This window comes from Mycobacterium ulcerans subsp. shinshuense, assembly GCF_002355775.1.
GTDB lineage: Bacteria > Actinomycetota > Actinomycetes > Mycobacteriales > Mycobacteriaceae > Mycobacterium > Mycobacterium marinum.
In genome coordinates, this window is sequence record NZ_AP017624.1 from 2,521,281 (window position 1) to 2,537,841 (window position 16,561).

Annotated in this window: 15 protein-coding genes; 13 read left to right on the forward strand and 2 right to left on the reverse strand. The window is 62.9% G+C overall.

Features of this window, described 5'->3' with window-relative positions:
• Positions 1–25: 25 nt before the first annotated feature.
• On the reverse strand, positions 26–1,201 hold the full coding sequence (locus SHTP_RS11290) for a cytochrome P450 (protein ID WP_096370636.1): 1,176 nt from the start codon (positions 1,199–1,201) through the stop codon (positions 26–28).
• Between the two features lie 262 nt (positions 1,202–1,463).
• Here SHTP_RS11290 and SHTP_RS11295 point away from each other — a divergent pair, with 262 nt between their 5' ends.
• The 5 genes from SHTP_RS11295 to SHTP_RS11315 all read left to right on the forward strand — a co-directional run bounded on the left by SHTP_RS11295 (position 1,464) and on the right by SHTP_RS11315 (position 5,581).
• Entirely contained in the window at positions 1,464–1,658 is a 195-nt protein-coding gene (locus SHTP_RS11295) for a ferredoxin (RefSeq protein WP_011740946.1), read from the forward strand.
• Between the two features lie 537 nt (positions 1,659–2,195).
• Complete coding sequence (locus SHTP_RS11300) at positions 2,196–3,452, forward strand: PPE family protein (RefSeq protein ID WP_096370637.1); 1,257 nt, start codon at positions 2,196–2,198, stop codon at positions 3,450–3,452.
• 198 nt (positions 3,453–3,650) lie between these two features.
• Positions 3,651–3,950, forward strand: coding sequence for a PE family protein (locus SHTP_RS11305; protein WP_012394386.1), 300 nt, complete (start codon positions 3,651–3,653; stop codon positions 3,948–3,950).
• A gap of 17 nt (positions 3,951–3,967) precedes the next feature.
• Complete coding sequence (locus tag SHTP_RS11310) at positions 3,968–5,188, forward strand: PPE family protein (protein ID WP_157759946.1); 1,221 nt, start codon at positions 3,968–3,970, stop codon at positions 5,186–5,188.
• 72 nt (positions 5,189–5,260) lie between these two features.
• The gene (locus SHTP_RS11315; protein WP_096370639.1) at positions 5,261–5,581 is read left to right on the forward strand and encodes a DUF732 domain-containing protein; all 321 of its coding nucleotides are present in this window, start codon (positions 5,261–5,263) and stop codon (positions 5,579–5,581) included.
• 87 nt (positions 5,582–5,668) lie between these two features.
• Here the strand turns inward: SHTP_RS11315 and SHTP_RS11320 are convergent, their stop codons facing one another.
• A complete protein-coding gene (locus SHTP_RS11320) occupies positions 5,669–6,871 on the reverse strand; it encodes an ISAs1-like element IS2404/ISMul1 family transposase (protein WP_420811867.1) in 1,203 nt (400 codons plus the stop codon).
• A 650-nt stretch (positions 6,872–7,521) separates the two neighbouring features.
• Here SHTP_RS11320 and SHTP_RS11330 point away from each other — a divergent pair.
• From SHTP_RS11330 to eccA5, 8 genes are all read left to right on the forward strand, one after another.
• Positions 7,522–7,821 carry a type VII secretion system ESX-5 target PE19 gene (locus tag SHTP_RS11330; RefSeq protein WP_012394388.1) on the forward strand — a complete coding sequence of 100 codons (300 nt, stop codon included), beginning with the start codon at positions 7,522–7,524 and terminating at the stop codon, positions 7,819–7,821.
• 343 nt (positions 7,822–8,164) lie between these two features.
• Complete coding sequence (esxM, locus tag SHTP_RS11335; RefSeq protein ID WP_096370641.1) at positions 8,165–8,461, forward strand: type VII secretion system effector EsxM; 297 nt, start codon at positions 8,165–8,167, stop codon at positions 8,459–8,461.
• A gap of 51 nt (positions 8,462–8,512) precedes the next feature.
• Entirely contained in the window at positions 8,513–8,797 is a 285-nt protein-coding gene (locus SHTP_RS11340) for a WXG100 family type VII secretion target (protein ID WP_011740938.1), read from the forward strand.
• 88 nt (positions 8,798–8,885) lie between these two features.
• On the forward strand, positions 8,886–9,788 hold the full coding sequence (locus tag SHTP_RS11345; protein ID WP_096370642.1) for an ESX secretion-associated protein EspG: 903 nt from the start codon (positions 8,886–8,888) through the stop codon (positions 9,786–9,788).
• A gap of 285 nt (positions 9,789–10,073) precedes the next feature.
• The gene (eccD, locus tag SHTP_RS11350) at positions 10,074–11,585 is read left to right on the forward strand and encodes a type VII secretion integral membrane protein EccD (RefSeq protein ID WP_012394391.1); all 1,512 of its coding nucleotides are present in this window, start codon (positions 10,074–10,076) and stop codon (positions 11,583–11,585) included.
• A complete protein-coding gene (gene mycP5, locus SHTP_RS11355) occupies positions 11,563–13,305 on the forward strand; it encodes a type VII secretion system ESX-5 serine protease mycosin MycP5 (protein ID WP_096370643.1) in 1,743 nt (580 codons plus the stop codon). The genes eccD and mycP5 overlap by 23 nt, the downstream gene beginning before the upstream one ends.
• On the forward strand, positions 13,302–14,513 hold the full coding sequence (gene eccE, locus SHTP_RS11360; protein WP_096370644.1) for a type VII secretion protein EccE: 1,212 nt from the start codon (positions 13,302–13,304) through the stop codon (positions 14,511–14,513). The genes mycP5 and eccE overlap by 4 nt, the downstream gene beginning before the upstream one ends.
• Positions 14,510–16,342, forward strand: coding sequence for a type VII secretion system ESX-5 AAA family ATPase EccA5 (eccA5, locus tag SHTP_RS11365; RefSeq protein ID WP_012394394.1), 1,833 nt, complete (start codon positions 14,510–14,512; stop codon positions 16,340–16,342). Before eccE ends, eccA5 begins: the two co-directional genes overlap by 4 nt.
• The last annotated feature ends 219 nt before the right edge of the window (positions 16,343–16,561 follow it).

Genomic DNA, 16,561 nt, shown 5'->3' on the forward strand with positions numbered 1-16,561 from the left:
GCCCGCTGCGCTGGGCCTGACCGTGTCAGGCCCAGCGCAGCGGCAATGACTTGAGTGCGAACGTCTTTGACGGGAAAGCGATCTCGGGACTGTAGTCGGGCGCCAGTTCGAAGTCGGGCAGTTGCTTGAGCCATTCGGCAACGATCACGGTTAGTTCTATCCGCGCCAAGTGTGAGCCCAGGCAACGGTGTGGTCCACCTCCGAATCCCCAGTGCCGGTGCACCTTTCCGTCCATGACCAGTTCATTGGTGGACATGGCGTCGCTACCGTCGCGGTTGACGGCGGCCATGCACAGCCGCACTTGTGAGCCTGGTGGTAGCGTCATGCCGCCCACGTTGACAAAATCCGTGGTGATTCGTGGAGCAACCGGCGCTGACGGCTCCAGCCGAACGATCTCCTCGATGAAAACCCTTATTTCCTTCGGGTTATCGCGAAGCTGGGTGCGTAGCTGCGGCCGGCGTGCCAACTCGAGCAACGAGAATCCGATCGCGGCGGTCACGGTATCCAGACCAGCAAGGATCAACAGGTGGCTCATGCCCAGAAGTTCGAGATCAGTGAACTCGCCGGGGCCGGTCATCACCTGTGACAACATGTCTGAGCCGGGGTTCTGGCGACGTTGTTGGATCGCGTTGTTGAGGTACTCGAGCAGCTCTAGTTGGCCGACTTCGAGCTCTTCGCGGGTGAGATAGAGCTTGTCGCCGATAATTGCGTCTTTCCACGCGATCACTCGGTCGCGATCCTGCAGCGGCAGGCCATAGAGGTCCAGGAATACCTGGAATGGGTACAGCCGTGCGAACTCTGCCATCGCATCGCATTCACCGCGCCCGGCGAAGCCCGCGATCATCTCTGCCACGTGGCGCTCCAGTACCGGCCGCGACTTGCCCAGGGCATGCGGGCTGAAGTAAGGCTGCAGCGCCTTGCGGTAGCGGGTGTGCTCGGGCGGGTCGAACGCCAGGGGCACTACGGGCAGCGGATTGCCCGGTGGCTGCAGGATCCGCGACGAGAAGATCTTGGGATTTCGCAGCGCCGCGAGCACGTCCTCGCGCCGGGTCAGGTAGTAGTGGCCATTCATGAAGACCACGGGCCCGGCGTCCCGCAGCGTATTCCACCCGACCGCGCGGTCGGCGGCTAGCGGCAATGTCGAATATTCAAGGCGCGGTAGATAAAACGAGCTGGCCGAACCTTCGCCGGGGGTACTCATTCGCTCAAGTCTTCCGTTTTCCGTTCTAGTCGGAGGTCATCGGGGCCGCCAAACTCTTGATGACACGGTCAATATCGCACGGTCGGCAAACACCCAACAATCCGACGTCGATCACATCCGAGTTCATATCCGACGGATTGGCCGCGGAGCCGAGGCCACGAGGGACTCGTGACCATCAATCGACAAGCTAATCTACCTATTGATCGGTGTGGTCCGAGCTGACCTGCTCCAAGCTGGGTTGAGACTCGAGAGAGGAAGTCCGGTGAAGATTCGCCTCGAAAGCTCCAAGTGTGTCGGCCACGCCCAGTGCTACGCGGTGGATCCAGACCTGTTTCCGATCGACGAATCCGGCTACTCGATTCTCGAAGAGCACGAGGTGCGACCCGAGGACGAGCAAGTGGCCCGCGATGGTGTGGCTAGCTGCCCCGAAATGGCGCTCATCCTCGACGAGGAGTGACAAAAGTGGCCGCCTGACGGACCTCGGACGGCCGCTGTCTTTCTAAACTAAACATTAACGGATAGTTGTATTTAGGGTAACAGCAGTTTAACTATGGTTTACGGGGAATGAATAGTTGGCGTCTTCGGCGCCGGAGGCCGGTCGGGTCATCTAATGTGTTCCCTATGCAATAGTTCTGCAACGTGGCAGCTGTTGCATGTTGGTGCTAAGATGCGGTCTTCTCGAGGCTGAAAGGTCATGCGCTGATGACCACAAGTTGGCCGTGACGGTAGCTGCAGATGCTCTCGACAACGCCTCGCCCGAAAAATTCCTGGCGCGCATCTTTCGCACCGCGACGTGTCTCGAAGACCATGCCGGATCAACGAGTAACGCCCGTTCGCAGTGCTGAGGCCGTTTGGCGAGACGGCTTCAACCAGCTGGGCCGGGGGGCAGAAGGTGGTGATTACACGAACGGTCGCGGCCTCGCTGGCCGATGCTGGGGTGGCATTGCTGTGTCCGGATCGCGATTGCGATCGTGGGCGGCTTTAGGAGGGGTGGGTGTTTGATTTCGGGGCGTTGCCTCCCGAGATAAATTCAGGCCGAATGTATACCGGCCCTGGATCGGGGCCAATGATGGCTGCTGCGTCGGCCTGGGATGCTCTGGCGGCCGAATTGAGCTCTGCGGCATCTGGTTACAGTTCGGTGATTGCAGAGCTGACTAGCTCACCATGGCTCGGCCCGGCATCGTGCTCGATGATGTCGGCCGTTGCTCCTTATGTGACTTGGCTCAGCGCGGCGGCCGCCCAGACCGAGACCGCGGCCAGCCAGGCCCGCGCGGCGGCGGCGGCCTACGAGACCGCATTTGTGATGACGGTGCCGCCGCCTGTGATTGCGGCCAACCGGGTCTTGTTGATGACATTGGTGGCGACCAATTTCTTTGGCCAGAACACCCCGGCTATCGCGGCCACAGAAGCTCAATACATGGAGATGTGGGCGCAAGACGCCGCCGCCATGTACAGCTACGCCGGCTCGTCGGCGCTGGCCACGGAGTTGCCGCGGTTCGCGCCACCACCGGATACCACCTCGGTGAACGCGGCCGGAGGTCAGTCCGCTGTCGTTGCCCAAGCCGCTGCCACGCCGGCTGGAGACTCCGCGCAGACCATCACGGCCACCATCCCGCAGCTGCTGTCGTCCGCCGGAGTGCCCGGACTGCAGCAACTTTCATTGTCTTCAGTGTCGTCGATGTCGCCGTCGGCGGCGTCATCGCCAACCGTGTGGCAGATCATTCAGACGCAAGTACAGAACTTCCTGACCTACGGGCTGCCGACGCCGGACAACAACTATGCCGGCCTCTATCCCGGCATGTACAACGCGCTGAGGCAAACACTGCAGGCCTACTTCGGTGTGGGAATAGGCAACTCCGGCTGGTCGATAGCCCAGCAGTTGACCTTCGGCCCCGGGGGAACCACGGCCGGTGCCGGTGATGCCTGGTACCCGACACCCGAATTCGCCGCCTTGGGCGCTGATACCTGGCATTGGCACCCGATGGCGAGCTTTGCGTCGTCCAGCAAGGTCGGCGGCCTATCGGTTCCGGCCAGCTGGGGCACCACCCCCGGTGCGGTGGAACAAGCATCCACGAACCTCGTGAGCACCAATTTCACTACCTCACCGGGCGAAGCGAACCCTGCGAACGGATTGAACGCCGCGCTGCGCGGATCCCCGGTTGGATCGCGCGGCGCCCAGCGCACCGGCAACCTGGGCGTGCGCTACGGATTCCGCTACCCCGTCCTGACCAGACCGCCGTCGGCAGGTTGATGTCATGGCCTCAACAACCACTGCGTGTGACCGTCATCGGATTCAAAGGTTGCCAGTAAATGAAGAGCGGATGAAGAGTGACTGTTCGACGATGAGTATTTCGCAGCGAAGGGGCGCCGCGAAGCCGGTTCCAATTAGCGTTGATAGCAATCAAATCCCGACGGTCTTCGGGCCCGCGGGTGATGAGGAGGAACTCCTATGTCATACGTGACCACACAGCCGGAGGCCCTGGCGGCGGCAGCCAGCACCTTGCAGGGCATCGGCTCGACGCTGAGCTCCCAGAATGCCGCCGCGGCAGCACCCACTACGGGTGTGGTGCCCGCGGCAGCCGATGAGGTTTCGGCGCTGACCGCGGCTCAGTTCGCCGCACATGCCCAGATGTATCAAGCCGTGAGCGCTCAAGCCTCGGCGATTCACGAAATGTTCGTAAATACCCTGGGCATCAGCTCAGGGTCGTACGCGGCGACCGAAGCGGCCAACGCGGCCGCGGCCGGCTAGGGGGTCCGGAAATGGCGATGGATTATGGGATGCTTCCGCCCGAGGTCACCTCGGCGCTGATGTATGCGGGGCCGGGATCATCATCGATGGTTGCGGCGGCCTCAGCCTGGAACGCGCTGGCCGCCGAACTGAATTCGACAGCCCAGGGCTACCTCACGGTGATCACCCAGCTGTCCAGCGAAGAGTGGATGGGGCCTGCCTCCGCAACGATGGCACAGGCCGTCGAGCCCTACATGACCTGGATGTCGGTCACCGCCGGCCAGGCCGAGCACACGGCCACGCAGGCTCAGTCGGCCGCGGCGGCCTTCGAGACGGCGTTCGCCGCCGTGGTGTCTCCGCCGTTGATCGCCACCAACCGTGCCGAACTGACTCAGGCGCTGCAGACCAACATGTTCGGCTTGAACAACGGTGTGATCGCCCAATTGGAAGCCCAGTATGCGGAAATGTGGGCTCAAGATGCGTCGGCGATGTACAACTATGCCGCCTCATCTGCACTTGCCACGAAGATCGAGTCGTTTACCGAGGCCCCGACGATAGCCAATCCGGCGGCCAGTACCACTCAGGGTGCCGCGGTCAGTGCGGCGCAAGCGACGTCGGCGGCCTCCACCCAAAGCACGGTCCAGAGTTTCCTCAGCCAGATCACCAGCCAGCTTGGACAGCTCGCCTCGCCGAGCGGAACGCAGAGCTTCGTGTCGCAGCTGGGGGCGAGTAATCCGATCCTGACCGAGATTTGGTTCCTGTTGACCGGGCAGACCGTGCTGCCCAACAACCTGGGAACGTTCATGCAGGGCTACTCCAACTACGCCAGCTTCTTCTACAACACCGAAGGTCTTCCGTACTTCAGCGTCGGTATGGGCAACTTCGGTGTTCAGATGGCCAAGACGCTGGGGTTGATAACTCAGCCGGCTGCCGCCGCGGCAGCAGCCCTGCCGAAGGTCCCGGGGCTGGGTGGCGCGCTCGGTGCGATCGGCAGTGCAGGCAGCCAGGTGGCGGCCGGATTGGGCAGCGGCGCCCACGTCGGACACTTGGCGGTCCCGGCATCCTGGCCGGGTGCATCGGTTGCAGAGGCCGTGCGCCCAACGGTCCAGGCGGTCAGTGAGCCAATCACCTCGCCCGAGGCGGCGAACGTGATCGGCGGCATGCCCGTGGGCGCCACGGGTGCCGGACGTGGGGTCGGTTCAGGTCCCCGATACGGGTTCAAACCGACGGTCATGGCGCGCCCACTTCCCGCTGGCTAGCCAGGCAACGCAGATCGCCCCTGCCTGACCACATCGTCAGCAAGGAGCCTCAGCTCAAAGGGAGCACCGAAAATGTTAAAACGCCTTCTAGTTGTCGCAATCGCGTTACTTGGACCATTGGGAACTGTGGCAACCGCTCACGCGGACAATAATGACGACAGATTTCTCTCGGAATTGCAGTCCGAGGGCATCACAGACCACATTTCGCCCTCGCACGCGATCTTGGCCGCCCACATTGTGTGCCAGAAGCTTGACAGCGGCATGACGCCAACAGAGGTCGCTTACGACGTGCTCAACAGCAGTTCCATGCCCGGATATCACTCCGGCTACTTTGTCGGCGCGGCTATTGACGCGTATTGCCCGCAGTATTGGCCCGAGGAGGGATCGCTCTAGGGCCACGGCGCACCCGCCGGATGGCGACCCTAGTAATAGGGCGGCGGGACTGATTGGATATGCCAGGCAGGGCTCCGGCGTTGTTGATTAGCAGGCTTGTGAGCTGGGGAATTGTGGATTGAGGAGGTCTAGGCGGCGGTTGGCGGTCAAAGCGGTGATCCGGCAGGCTTCGGCGATGTTGTCGGCGCCGTTGAGGCGGTGCAGATTGATCGCGGTGTTGCGTAGCGTTGCTAGGACCTGTGCGCCGTTTCCGGTATGTGCCCTTTGACGGTCTTCGTCGAAGGTGACGTCGCGTATCCAGTGCAGGCTGTTCTCGATTCCCCAGTGTTGACGCATCCAGGTCATGATCGCGGTAGGGCGGGCGTGCTCGAACGGCAGGCTGCAGATGGCATAGACCACCTCCACGCTGCGCTGGTCGGTGGCGGTGATCAAGCGTTCACGAGTGATCCGGATGATTTGTTTTGCGTAGGGGAAGCCGATTCCTCGTGCAGCGGTGATGATTTGCAGGGTGCGGGTCTCGACACGGCCGTGGCCGCGGGAGTCGTCGGTAGCGGCTGCGGGCACCTCGGCCCAGGGCAGCGCGGTGATACGCGCAAGTATTTTGGCTTGGTTGGACTTGACGATCATCAGGTAGTGCGACTTCAAGGTGGCGCAGATCAACTTCGCGGTGACGACCTGGGTATGCATCGCATCCACGGTGACCAGCCACCGCAAGCTACCCGGCAGCAGCGTGAGCAGGGCACGTACGCAGGGAATTTCATTGCTTTTCTCGGCGACAGCGAGTTGACCGAGCACCAATCGGGCACGGTGGGCGAACACCGACACGAGATGCGTGGCTGTCGCTTTGGCGCGTAAAGCACCACGCAGCATCTTGCCGTCCAACGCGATCGGCACCAATCCGCTGGGGTCGCTGCTGGCCACGTGTGCAGTGAAGTAACTGCCCATCCTGGCGTTGAGGTCGGCGGGGTCTAGCCGAGACAAAACAGCGCGGAAGGTCTTCTCACTGGGCCGCCGGAACCGGACCCCTAATTGGGCCAACACATCATCGGGAGCGGTGGCCGCCCATGTGGCAAAACCAGCATAGCCGCGCATCCCCGCGGCAGTGGCCAGAACCGCGATCGCCAACAAAGCCATCAGCGAATACCTCCGACCGCGTGGGTCCCTCGGGTCTGGCACCGAGGCCAACACATCGAGAAACTCCGATCCGATGAGCTCGCTGCGCTCACCAGGACTCCAGCGGTCGAACACCTCTGGAACCGACGACACAGGCAATACTGAAACGGTAGGCACGGGCAACTCCAGACCAACGACGAACAGTAACCAACTCGATCGTTCTCCAGATAGCCCGTGCCTACACTCCGGCCCCAATAGCGCGGCACCAAAGATCATCAACCCAGCTCACAAGCCTGCTAATCAACAACGCCGGAGCCCTGATATGCCAGGGGAGGAGGGGGGAAGTGAGTATGACGACAACGTCTTCGTTTGGGGCTGTCCGGGCCCCGAGCGCCCATGACCGACCGTGGTCGCGAGTTTCGGACTCAGAGTCGTTAACTAGTTGCGCGCATACGCGGTGGATCAAGACGGCCGGCGCTCATCGGGCCGGCCCACCGAAACTGCCCCACCGTATTGCTGTAGCACCGTCACGGCAGCGCCGAACGAGCGTCGCGGCCGACCGGATGGCTGTCGCGCTGGCAGCTAGACGCCGCAAAATGCCCCGTCGCGCGCTCTTCGGCTAGCAGCCGCACATCCTTGACTGTGAGTTTGCTGAGTGGGAAGCTAGGTGCATCGAGCGCTGTTACTGTGTCGTTACTACAGGTGAATTCACGGTGCTATCGCGTGAACAAATGCAAACAGGCCCCGTAGAAGGCAACCTGGCGTCACACAGTCATCTAGTCTCTGCACTAGATGGGCGCCGGGGATAATCGAGGGAGGAATACAGCATGTCGTTTGTGACCACACAGCCGGAGGCGCTGGCTGCTGCAGCCGCAAACCTGCAGGGTATAGGCACCACGATGAGCGCGCAGAACGCGGCAGCGGCGGCGCCGACGACCGGAGTGGTACCCGCGGCCGCCGACGAGGTGTCAGCGCTGACCGCCGCTCAGTTCGCCGCCCACGCGCAGATGTACCAAGCCGTTAGCGCCCAAGCCGCGGCCATTCATGAAATGTTCGTTAACACGCTTGCAACAAGCTCCGGTTCGTATGCGGCCACCGAAGCCGCCAACGCGGCCGCTGCCGGCTGACCGCACTGTCGATCTCAGACCGGGGGAGGGATCAGGCGCTGCGGTGAGCGCAACACAAACCTCCCATCGGTGGGTGAATTCTGGCTCTGATCGCTCGGCTGCGACGACGCTCCCGGCAGTTGTGAAGTGCTTCGTCGAATCGGACATCGAGGTTCGGGGGCGATGTATGTCGCACCGCGCTGAAATGCTCGGTGACCGCTGGCTGACCGAAAGGAGGGGGGGCATCCGTAACTTTTGGGCCGGCGGTTGTGTGAGCGCGTAGCTGATCGGCCATCGCGCTCACCACAACCGAATACACGATCTAACTGACAACCAACCAGCCAATACACAAGGAGAAATTCAGGTGACTGCACGCTTTATGACCGACCCGCACGCGATGCGGGACATGGCGGGCCGTTTCGAAATGCACGCCCAGACGGTTGAGGACGAGGCCCGCAAGATGTGGGCGTCCTCGCAGAACATCGCCGGCGCGGGCTGGAGCGGTATGGCTTCGGCAACCTCGCTGGACACCATGGGCCAGATGAACACCGCTTTCCGCAACATCGTCAACATGCTGCACGGGGTGCGCGACGGGCTCGTTCGCGACGCGAACAACTACGAGCAGCAAGAGCAGGCTTCCCAGCAGGTCCTCCGCGGCTAGCGCGCAAAGCCACAGCTGCGTACGCTTTTCTCAGGTTAGGAGAACACCAATATGACCATCAATTACCAGTTCGGGGATGTTGACGCCCACGGCGCCCTCATCCGCGCGCAGGCCGCCTCGTTGGAGGCCGAGCACCAGGCCATCGTTCGCGATGTGCTGGCTGCCGGTGACTTCTGGGGTGGCGCCGGTTCGGTGGCTTGCCAGGAGTTCATCACCCAGTTGGGTCGCAACTTCCAGGTGATCTACGAGCAGGCCAACTCGCACGGCCAGAAGGTTCAGGCTGCCGGCAACAACATGGCGCAGACCGACAGCGCCGTCGGCTCTAGCTGGGCCTAAAACCTAACTTCAGGCGCGGCAGCACACCAACCATCCGGTGTGCTGCCGTGTCCTGCAGTCAACAGCCACGTCGATATCTGAGGTAGGGATGGATCAACAAAGTACGCGCACCGATATCACCGTCAACGTGGACGGCTTCTGGATGCTTCAGGCGTTGCTGGATATCCGGCACGTTGCGCCTGAACTACGGTGCCGGCCGTACGTATCCACCGACTCGAACGACTGGCTCAATGAACACCCGGGCATGGCGGTCATGCGCGAGCAGGGCATCGTCGTCGGGGACACGGTGAACGAACAGGTAGCCACCCGGATGAGGGTGCTAGCCGCACCTGACCTCGAAGTTGTCGCCCTGCTTTCGCGGGGCAAACTGCTGTATGGAGTCGTCGACAACGAGGACCAGCCGCCCGGTTCGCGCGACATTCCCGACAACGAATTTCGGGTGGTGTTGGCCCGTCGTGGCCAGCACTGGGTGTCGGCCGTTCGCGTTGGCAATGACATCACCGTCGACGACGTATCCGTTTCCGACAGCGCGTCGATCGCCGCGTTGGTGATTGACGGCCTGGAGTCCATCCACCACGCGGACCCGGCCGCGATCAACGCGGTCAACGTGCCGCTGGAGGAAATGCTGGAAGCCACCAAATCCTGGCAGGAGTCCGGCTTCAACGTCTTTTCCGGGGGGGATCTGCGCCGGATGGGCATCAGCGCGTCCACGGTTGCGGCATTGGGGCAAGCGCTATCGGACCCCGCAGCCGAAGTGGCGGTCTACGCGCGGCAGTACCGGGATGACGCCAAAGGCCCGAGTGCCTCGGTGCTGTCTCTCAAAGACGGATCCGGTGGGCGTATCGCGCTGTATCAGCAAGCGCGGACCGCCGGTTCCGGTGAGGCCTGGTTGGCTATCTGTCCCGCCACCCCTCAGCTGGTGCAAGTCGGCGTGAAGACGGTGCTCGACACGCTGCCATACGGCGAGTGGAAAACGCATAGCAGAGTTTGATAGGAAGCGACGAAATTGCGCGTGCAGCAAGCTTTTTAAGCATAAAATGCGATTGAGACGGCAACACGGCATACTGCTCTAGAATCCGCAGTAAAACTGAAAAGCAACGGAAACTACAACTATTAGTCGCAAGGCGAGGCAAATGAAATTGGAGTTAGTCGAGCCGCAAATGAAAGCGGGCTACGGCGCTTCGGTGTATGTACCGACGGTGTATGTACCGACAGAGCCCCGGGCGCGGCTGAAGTCACGGAGTAACACGTTCGCCACAGCAGGGGGTACAGAACGATGACTGCAGTAGCTGATGCTCCACAGGCCGAACTTGAGGGCGTATCTTCGCCGCGGGCGGTCGTAGTTGGCATCATGGCTGGCGAGGGCGTCCAGATCGGGGTTCTGCTCGACGCCAATGCTCCCGTTTCGGTGATGACCGACCCGTTGCTGAAGGTGGTCAACAGTCGGCTGCGGGAGCTCGGCGAGTCGACGTTGGAGGCCGCTGGGCGCGGTAGATGGGCGTTGTGCCTGATCGACGGCTCGCCGTTGCGTGCTACCCAGTCGCTGACCGAACAAGACGTCTATGACGGCGACCGGCTGTGGATCCGGTTCATCCCGGACACCGAACACCGGTCGCAGGTCATCGAGCACATCTCCACTGCGGTTGCGTCGAATCTCAGCAAGCGATTCGCCTCGATCGACCCAGTTGTCGCGGTGCAGGTCGGCGCGGGGATGGTGGGGACCGGTGTGATCCTTGCCTCGGGCGTCTTGGGCTGGTGGCGCTGGCACCACAACACGTGGCTGACCACAATCTTCGCCTCGGTGATTGCCGTGCTTGTGCTGATGGTCGCCATGATGCTGCTGATGCGTGCCACCACTGATGCGGATCGGCGCGTTGCAGACATCATGCTGGTCAGCGGTCTTGCGCCGCTGACCGTGGCGGCGGCTTCGGCACCGCCTGGTTCCGTCGGTTCTCCGCAGGCCGTGCTCGGCTTCGGGGTCCTGTCCATCGCCGCGGCGCTGGCCCTGCGATTCACTGGTCGACGACTGGCGATCTATACCGCCATCGTCACGATCTGTGGCCTGACGACATTGGCGAGCTTGTCGCGGATGGTCGCCGCGACCAGCGCGGTGACGCTGTTCGCGACCATGTTGTTGATCTGCGTCGTGATGTACCACGCCTCGCCCGCGCTGTCGCGGAGACTGTCGGGTATCCGGCTGCCGGTCTTCCCGTCCGCAACCAGCCGATGGGTATTTGAGGCACGTCCCGATCTGCCCACCACCGTGGCGGTCGCCGCTGGCGGTCCCCCCGTGTTGGAGGGCCCCGCCTCGGTGCGCGACGTGGTGTTGCAGGCCGAACGGGCCCGATCGTTCCTGAGCGGTCTGCTGGTCGGGTTGGGCGTGCTGATGGTGGTGTCGCTGACCTCGCTGTGCAATCCGCACACCTCGGAGCGTTGGCTGCCACTGATGCTCGCCGGATTCACCTCGGGCTTCCTGATGCTGCGCGGGCGCTCCTACGTCGACCGCTGGCAGTCGATCACCCTGGCCGTCACCGCCGTGATCGTGGTTGCTGCGGTGTCGGTCCGATACGCGCTGGTCTTGTCTTCGCCGTTGTCGGTGTCGATCGTGGCGTCGCTGTTGGTGTTGCTGCCCGCAGCCGGAATGACGGCCGCGGCCGTTGTCCCCAACACCATCTACAGTCCGTTGTTCCGCAAGTTCGTGGAATGGACGGAGTACCTCTGCCTGATGCCAATCTTCCCGCTGGCATTCTGGTTGATGAATGTCTATGCAGCGATTCGGTACCGTTAGCGGCAGGTTGCGGCCTGGTCGCGGATCAACCGCGACCATCGCCGCACTTCTGCTTGCCTCGGGTGCGTTGGCCGGCCTGCCACCGGCGTACGCAATCAATCCTCCGACCATTGATCTGGGAGCCTTGCCGCCCGACGGTACGCCGGGACCGCCGGCCCCGATGAAACAGAACTCCTACTGCACTGAGGTTGGGGTGCTGCCTGGCACCGACTTCAAGTTGCAGCCGAAGTACATGGAGATGCTGAACATCAACGAGGCATGGCAATTCGGCCGTGGCGCCGGGGTAAAGGTCGCTGTCATCGACACCGGTATGACACCGCACCCGCGGTTTCCCCACTTGATCCCGGGCGGGGACTACGTGATGGGCGGTGACGGGCTGCAGGATTGCGACGCCCACGGCACCATCGTGGCGTCGATGATCGGTGCGGCGCCGGCCAACGAGGCGCTACCGCCTCCGGCCGTCCCACGCCGGCCGGTCACTATCCCCACCACCGAGAAGCCGCCACCGCCGCAGACCGTGACGTTGTCACCTGTGCCTCCTCAAACGGTGACAGTGATTCCGGGGCCGCCGCCGGAGGAAGGGGCTCCCCAGGGTGAGCCCGGACCCGGGCCGGTGCCCCCGCCAGCTCCCGGCGAACCGCCGGCAAGCAACCATGGTGGCGGAACGGTGACGATCCCCAGCTACTCAGGTGGTGCGCGGGTGACGGGGGTCGACCACGCGGGCGGCCCGCGTCCGCTCGACCCGCCGCCGCCGGCACCGGATGCATTCAGCGGGATTGCGCCGGAGGTCGAGCTGATCTCGATCCGCCAATCGAGCCAGGCGTTCGGCCTCAAGGACCCCTACACCGGGGATGAGGATCCGCAGACGCAACAGAAGATCGACGACGTTGAGACAATGGCGCGAGCGATCGTCCATGCCGCCAACATGGGAGCGTCGGTGATCAACATCTCCGATGTGACCTGCATGAGCGCCCGCAACGTCATCGATCAGAACGCGCTGGGGGCCGCAGTCCACTACGCGGCCGTCGACAAGAACGTGGTCATAGTGGCCGCGGCCGGCGACGGCAGCAAGAAGGACTGCAAGCAGAACCCGATCTTTGATCCGTTGCAGCCAGACGACCCACGTGACTGGAACGCGGTCACCACGGTGGTGACGCCCTCTTGGTTCAGTGACTATGTCTTGACGGTTGGCGCAGTCGACACCAAGGGTCAGCCGATGACAAAGATGAGCATCGCCGGACCATGGGTGTCGATCGCGGCGCCCGGGACCGATGTTATCGGACTCTCGCCCCGTGACGACGGCTTGATCAACGCGATCGACGGTCCGGACAACTCGTTGCTGGTTCCGGCTGGCACGAGTTTTGCGACGGCGATCGTGTCTGGCGTGGTTGCCCTGGTCCGGGCGAAGTATCCGGAGCTGTCGGCGTACCAAATCAGGAATCGGCTCATTCACACCGCCCGCCCGCCCGCTCGTGGAGTGGACAACCAGGTCGGCTACGGTGTGGTGGATCCGGTGGCTGCCCTCACCTGGGACGTGCCCGAAGGGCCGGTCAAGCCGCCTAAGCAGCTATCGGCACCGCTGGAGCTGCCGAAGCCGCCCGCAGAGCGCAATATGGTGCCAGTATGGGTGGCTGCCGGCGGATTGACCGGTGCATTACTGATAGGCGGTGCGGTGTTCGGTACGGCGACGTTAATGCGGCGATCACGGAAGCGGCGATGAAGGCTCAGCGCAGGTTCGGTTTAGCTTTGTCGTGGGCGCGGTTGACGACAGTGTTCGTGATCGACCTGCTCATTCTGATTGTGGCCAGCCATTGCCCAGACTCGTGGCAGGGCGAGAACCGCATCGCGTGGTGGGTTGGCGTCGGCATTGCCGTGCTGGTCACCTTGTTGTCGGTCGTCACCTATCGCGGGATCACGGTCACCTCGGGTATCACTGCCTGGCTTTGGGATTGGTCCGCTGACCCGGGCACGGCACTGGGTGCCGGCTGCACACCGGCCGTGGATCACCAGCGTCGTTTCGGGCGCGACACCGTCGGAGTGCGCGAGCATCATGGCCGATTGGTCACCGTGATCACCGTCGACGATGGCGAGGGAGATGCCGCGGGTCGGCATCGGCATCGCACCACGCAGTCGGCGGTGGTACCGGTGGCGACCGTAGCCGAGAACTTGCGACAGTTCGATGTTCAGCTCGATGGCGTCGACATCGTGACCGTTGAGGTCCGCGGTGGTGCCGAGGCGGCCCGGGCGTCGGCTTCATTGGATGAGTGGGGCCCGGAAGAGTGGGGAATGGTGGGGGAGAGTCCCGCCGCGGACCGTTGCGGTACGTGGTTGATCTTGCGGATGAATCCCCAGCGCAACGTTGCCGCGATAGCGAGTCGTGATTCGCTGGCCTCGACGTTGGTGACAGCCACCGAGCGGCTTGCCCAGGTGCTCGATGGCCAGAGTTGTGCCGCGCGCCCATTGGCGGCCGGCGAGCTGGCCGAGGTTGACAGCGCGATATTGGCCGAGCTGGAGCCGACCTGGAGCCGTCCGGGCTGGCGTCATCTCAAGCACTTCAACGGCTATGCGACCAGTTTTTGGGTAACGCCGGCCGACATCAACGCCGAGACCCTCGATGAGGTCTGGCTCTCGGACGCCCCCGAGGTAGGCGCCACGGTCCTCACGCTTCGTCTGGTGATGCGCGCGGGAGAACCTCGGTTGTCGGCGTGGGTCCGCTACCACAGCGATGAACGCCTGCCCAAGGAGCTATCGGTGGGCCTCAACCGGTTGACCGGCCGCCAACTGGCGGCAGTGCGAGCGAGCCTGCCGGTGCCGTCCACCCGGGCTCAGCTGGTTGTTTCCAGTCGCGAGTTGCTAGACCACGACGAGCTGGAACTGCCTGTGGGGCAAACACAGGAGCACGCGACAAGCGCGACCACAGGGCAATGACCCGCGCACAATCAGCTGCAGACGATGCCCGCAACGCCATGGTCGCCGGTCTTCTGGCGTCGGGCATCTCGGTCAACGGGCTACAGCCAAGCCATAACCCGCAGGTTGCGGCTAAGATGTTCACCACCGCAACCAAGCTCGATCCAGCGATGTGTGACGCCTGGCTGGCACGGTTGCTCGCCGGCGACCAGACCATGGACGTTCTCGCCGGCGCATGGGCGGCGGTAAGAACCTTCGGTTGGGAAACCCGCCGTCTCGGCGTTACCGACTTGCAGTTCCGCCCCGAGGTGTCCGACGGGCTGTTCCTGCGGCTGGCTGTTACCAGTGTCGATTCGTTGGCCTGCGCCTACGCTGCCGTTCTGGCCGAGAACAAGCGTTACCAGGAGGCCTCGGACCTGCTCGACACCACCGACCCCAAGCATCCCTTCGATGCCGAGTTGGTGAGCTATGTGCGAGGTGTCTTGTACTTTCGCACCAAGCGCTGGCCCGACGTGCTGGCCCAGTTCCCCGAGGCAACGCCCTGGCGGCACCCGGAGCTGAAGGCGGCCGGTGCGGCGATGGCGACAACGGCCTTGGCATCACTGGGGGTCTTCGAGGAGGCCTTCCGGCGTGCGCAGGAGGCCATCGAAGGGGACCGGGTTCCCGGCGCGGCCAATATCGCCCTCTACACCCAGGGCATGTGCCTGCGCCACGTGGGGCGCGAGGAGGAAGCCGTCGAGCTGTTGCGTCGCGTGTATTCGCGCGACGCAAAGTTCAGCCCAGCCCGCGAAGCCTTGGATAACCCCAACTACCGACTGGTATTGACCGACCCCGAAACGATTGAGGCGCGCAAGGATCCATGGGATCCGGACAGTGCGCCTACCCGTGCCCAAACCGAAGCCGCCCGGCATGCGGAGATGGCTGCCAAGTATCTCGCCGAGGGGGACGCCGAGCTCAATGCGATGCTCGGCATGGAGCAGGCCAAGAAAGAAATCAAGCTCATCAAGTCGACCACCAAGGTGAATCTGGCGCGCGCCAAGATGGGGCTTCCCGTTCCGGTGACCTCACGCCACACCCTGTTACTCGGTCCTCCTGGTACTGGAAAGACCTCGGTGGCAAGGGCATTCACCAAACAGCTGTGCGGGTTGACGGTGCTGCGCAAGCCGCTGGTGGTAGAGACCAGCCGCACCAAGCTGTTGGGTCGCTACATGGCCGACGCGGAGAAGAACACCGAGGAGATGCTCGAGGGTTCACTGGGCGGCGCAGTCTTCTTCGACGAGATGCATACCCTTCATGAGAAGGGCTACTCCCAGGGCGACCCCTACGGCAACGCGATCATCAACACCCTGCTGCTGTACATGGAGAACCACCGCGACGAGTTGGTCGTATTCGGTGCGGGCTATGCCAAGGCCATGGAAAAGATGCTCGAGGTGAACCAGGGTCTGCGACGGCGCTTTTCGACCGTGATCGAGTTTTTCAGCTACACGCCCGAAGAGCTGATTGCGCTCACCAAACTGATGGGCCAGGAGAACGAAGACGTCATCACTGAGGAAGAAGCTCAGGTGTTGTTGCCGTCGTACACCAGGTTCTACAACGACCAGAACTACTCCGAGGACGGCGACCTGATTCGCGGCATCGACATGCTCGGCAACGCCGGCTTCGTGCGCAATGTCGTGGAGAAGGCCCGTGACCACCGCAGTTTCCGCCTCGACGATGAAGATCTCGATGCGGTGCTCAACAGTGATCTGACGGAATTCAGCGAGCTGCAGATGCGTAGGTTCAGAGAGCTGACCAAAGAAGACCTGGCCGAAGGTCTCAGTGCCGCGGTGGCAGAGAAGAAGACGAACTAGGCCTCGGCGCGGCAAGCACCAAGCCCAGCTAACCCGCAGTCGCCCGGGAGGACGAACCTACACGGGCCCAGACGCGGGGCGCCGTATTCGCCCGGCGCAACCACCGCGAGTCGCGTTGACGCTGGGTTGACCCCGGTGACACCATGACGCTGGTTCTGCCTCACCAGCCGAAGTCTTTGCACGAAAACGGGGCCTCGAAATCGGAATTGGCATCAGTGG

Excerpts from the sequence above, each read along its gene's own strand:
- eccE (WP_096370644.1), top strand. The coding sequence starts at position 13,302 with ATGAAGGCTCAGCGCAGGTTCGGTTTAGCTTTGTCGTGGGCGCGGTTG.
- eccA5 (WP_012394394.1), top strand. The coding sequence starts at position 14,510 with ATGACCCGCGCACAATCAGCTGCAGACGATGCCCGCAACGCCATGGTC.
- SHTP_RS11340 (WP_011740938.1), top strand. The coding sequence starts at position 8,513 with ATGACCATCAATTACCAGTTCGGGGATGTTGACGCCCACGGCGCCCTC.
- eccD (WP_012394391.1), top strand. The coding sequence starts at position 10,074 with ATGACTGCAGTAGCTGATGCTCCACAGGCCGAACTTGAGGGCGTATCT.
- SHTP_RS11315 (WP_096370639.1), top strand. The coding sequence starts at position 5,261 with ATGTTAAAACGCCTTCTAGTTGTCGCAATCGCGTTACTTGGACCATTG.
- SHTP_RS11330 (WP_012394388.1), top strand. The coding sequence starts at position 7,522 with ATGTCGTTTGTGACCACACAGCCGGAGGCGCTGGCTGCTGCAGCCGCA.
- mycP5 (WP_096370643.1), top strand. The coding sequence starts at position 11,563 with ATGCAGCGATTCGGTACCGTTAGCGGCAGGTTGCGGCCTGGTCGCGGA.
- SHTP_RS11345 (WP_096370642.1), top strand. The coding sequence starts at position 8,886 with ATGGATCAACAAAGTACGCGCACCGATATCACCGTCAACGTGGACGGC.
- SHTP_RS11310 (WP_157759946.1), top strand. The coding sequence starts at position 3,968 with ATGGATTATGGGATGCTTCCGCCCGAGGTCACCTCGGCGCTGATGTAT.
- SHTP_RS11290 (WP_096370636.1), bottom strand. The coding sequence starts at position 1,201 with ATGAGTACCCCCGGCGAAGGTTCGGCCAGCTCGTTTTATCTACCGCGC.
- SHTP_RS11305 (WP_012394386.1), top strand. The coding sequence starts at position 3,651 with ATGTCATACGTGACCACACAGCCGGAGGCCCTGGCGGCGGCAGCCAGC.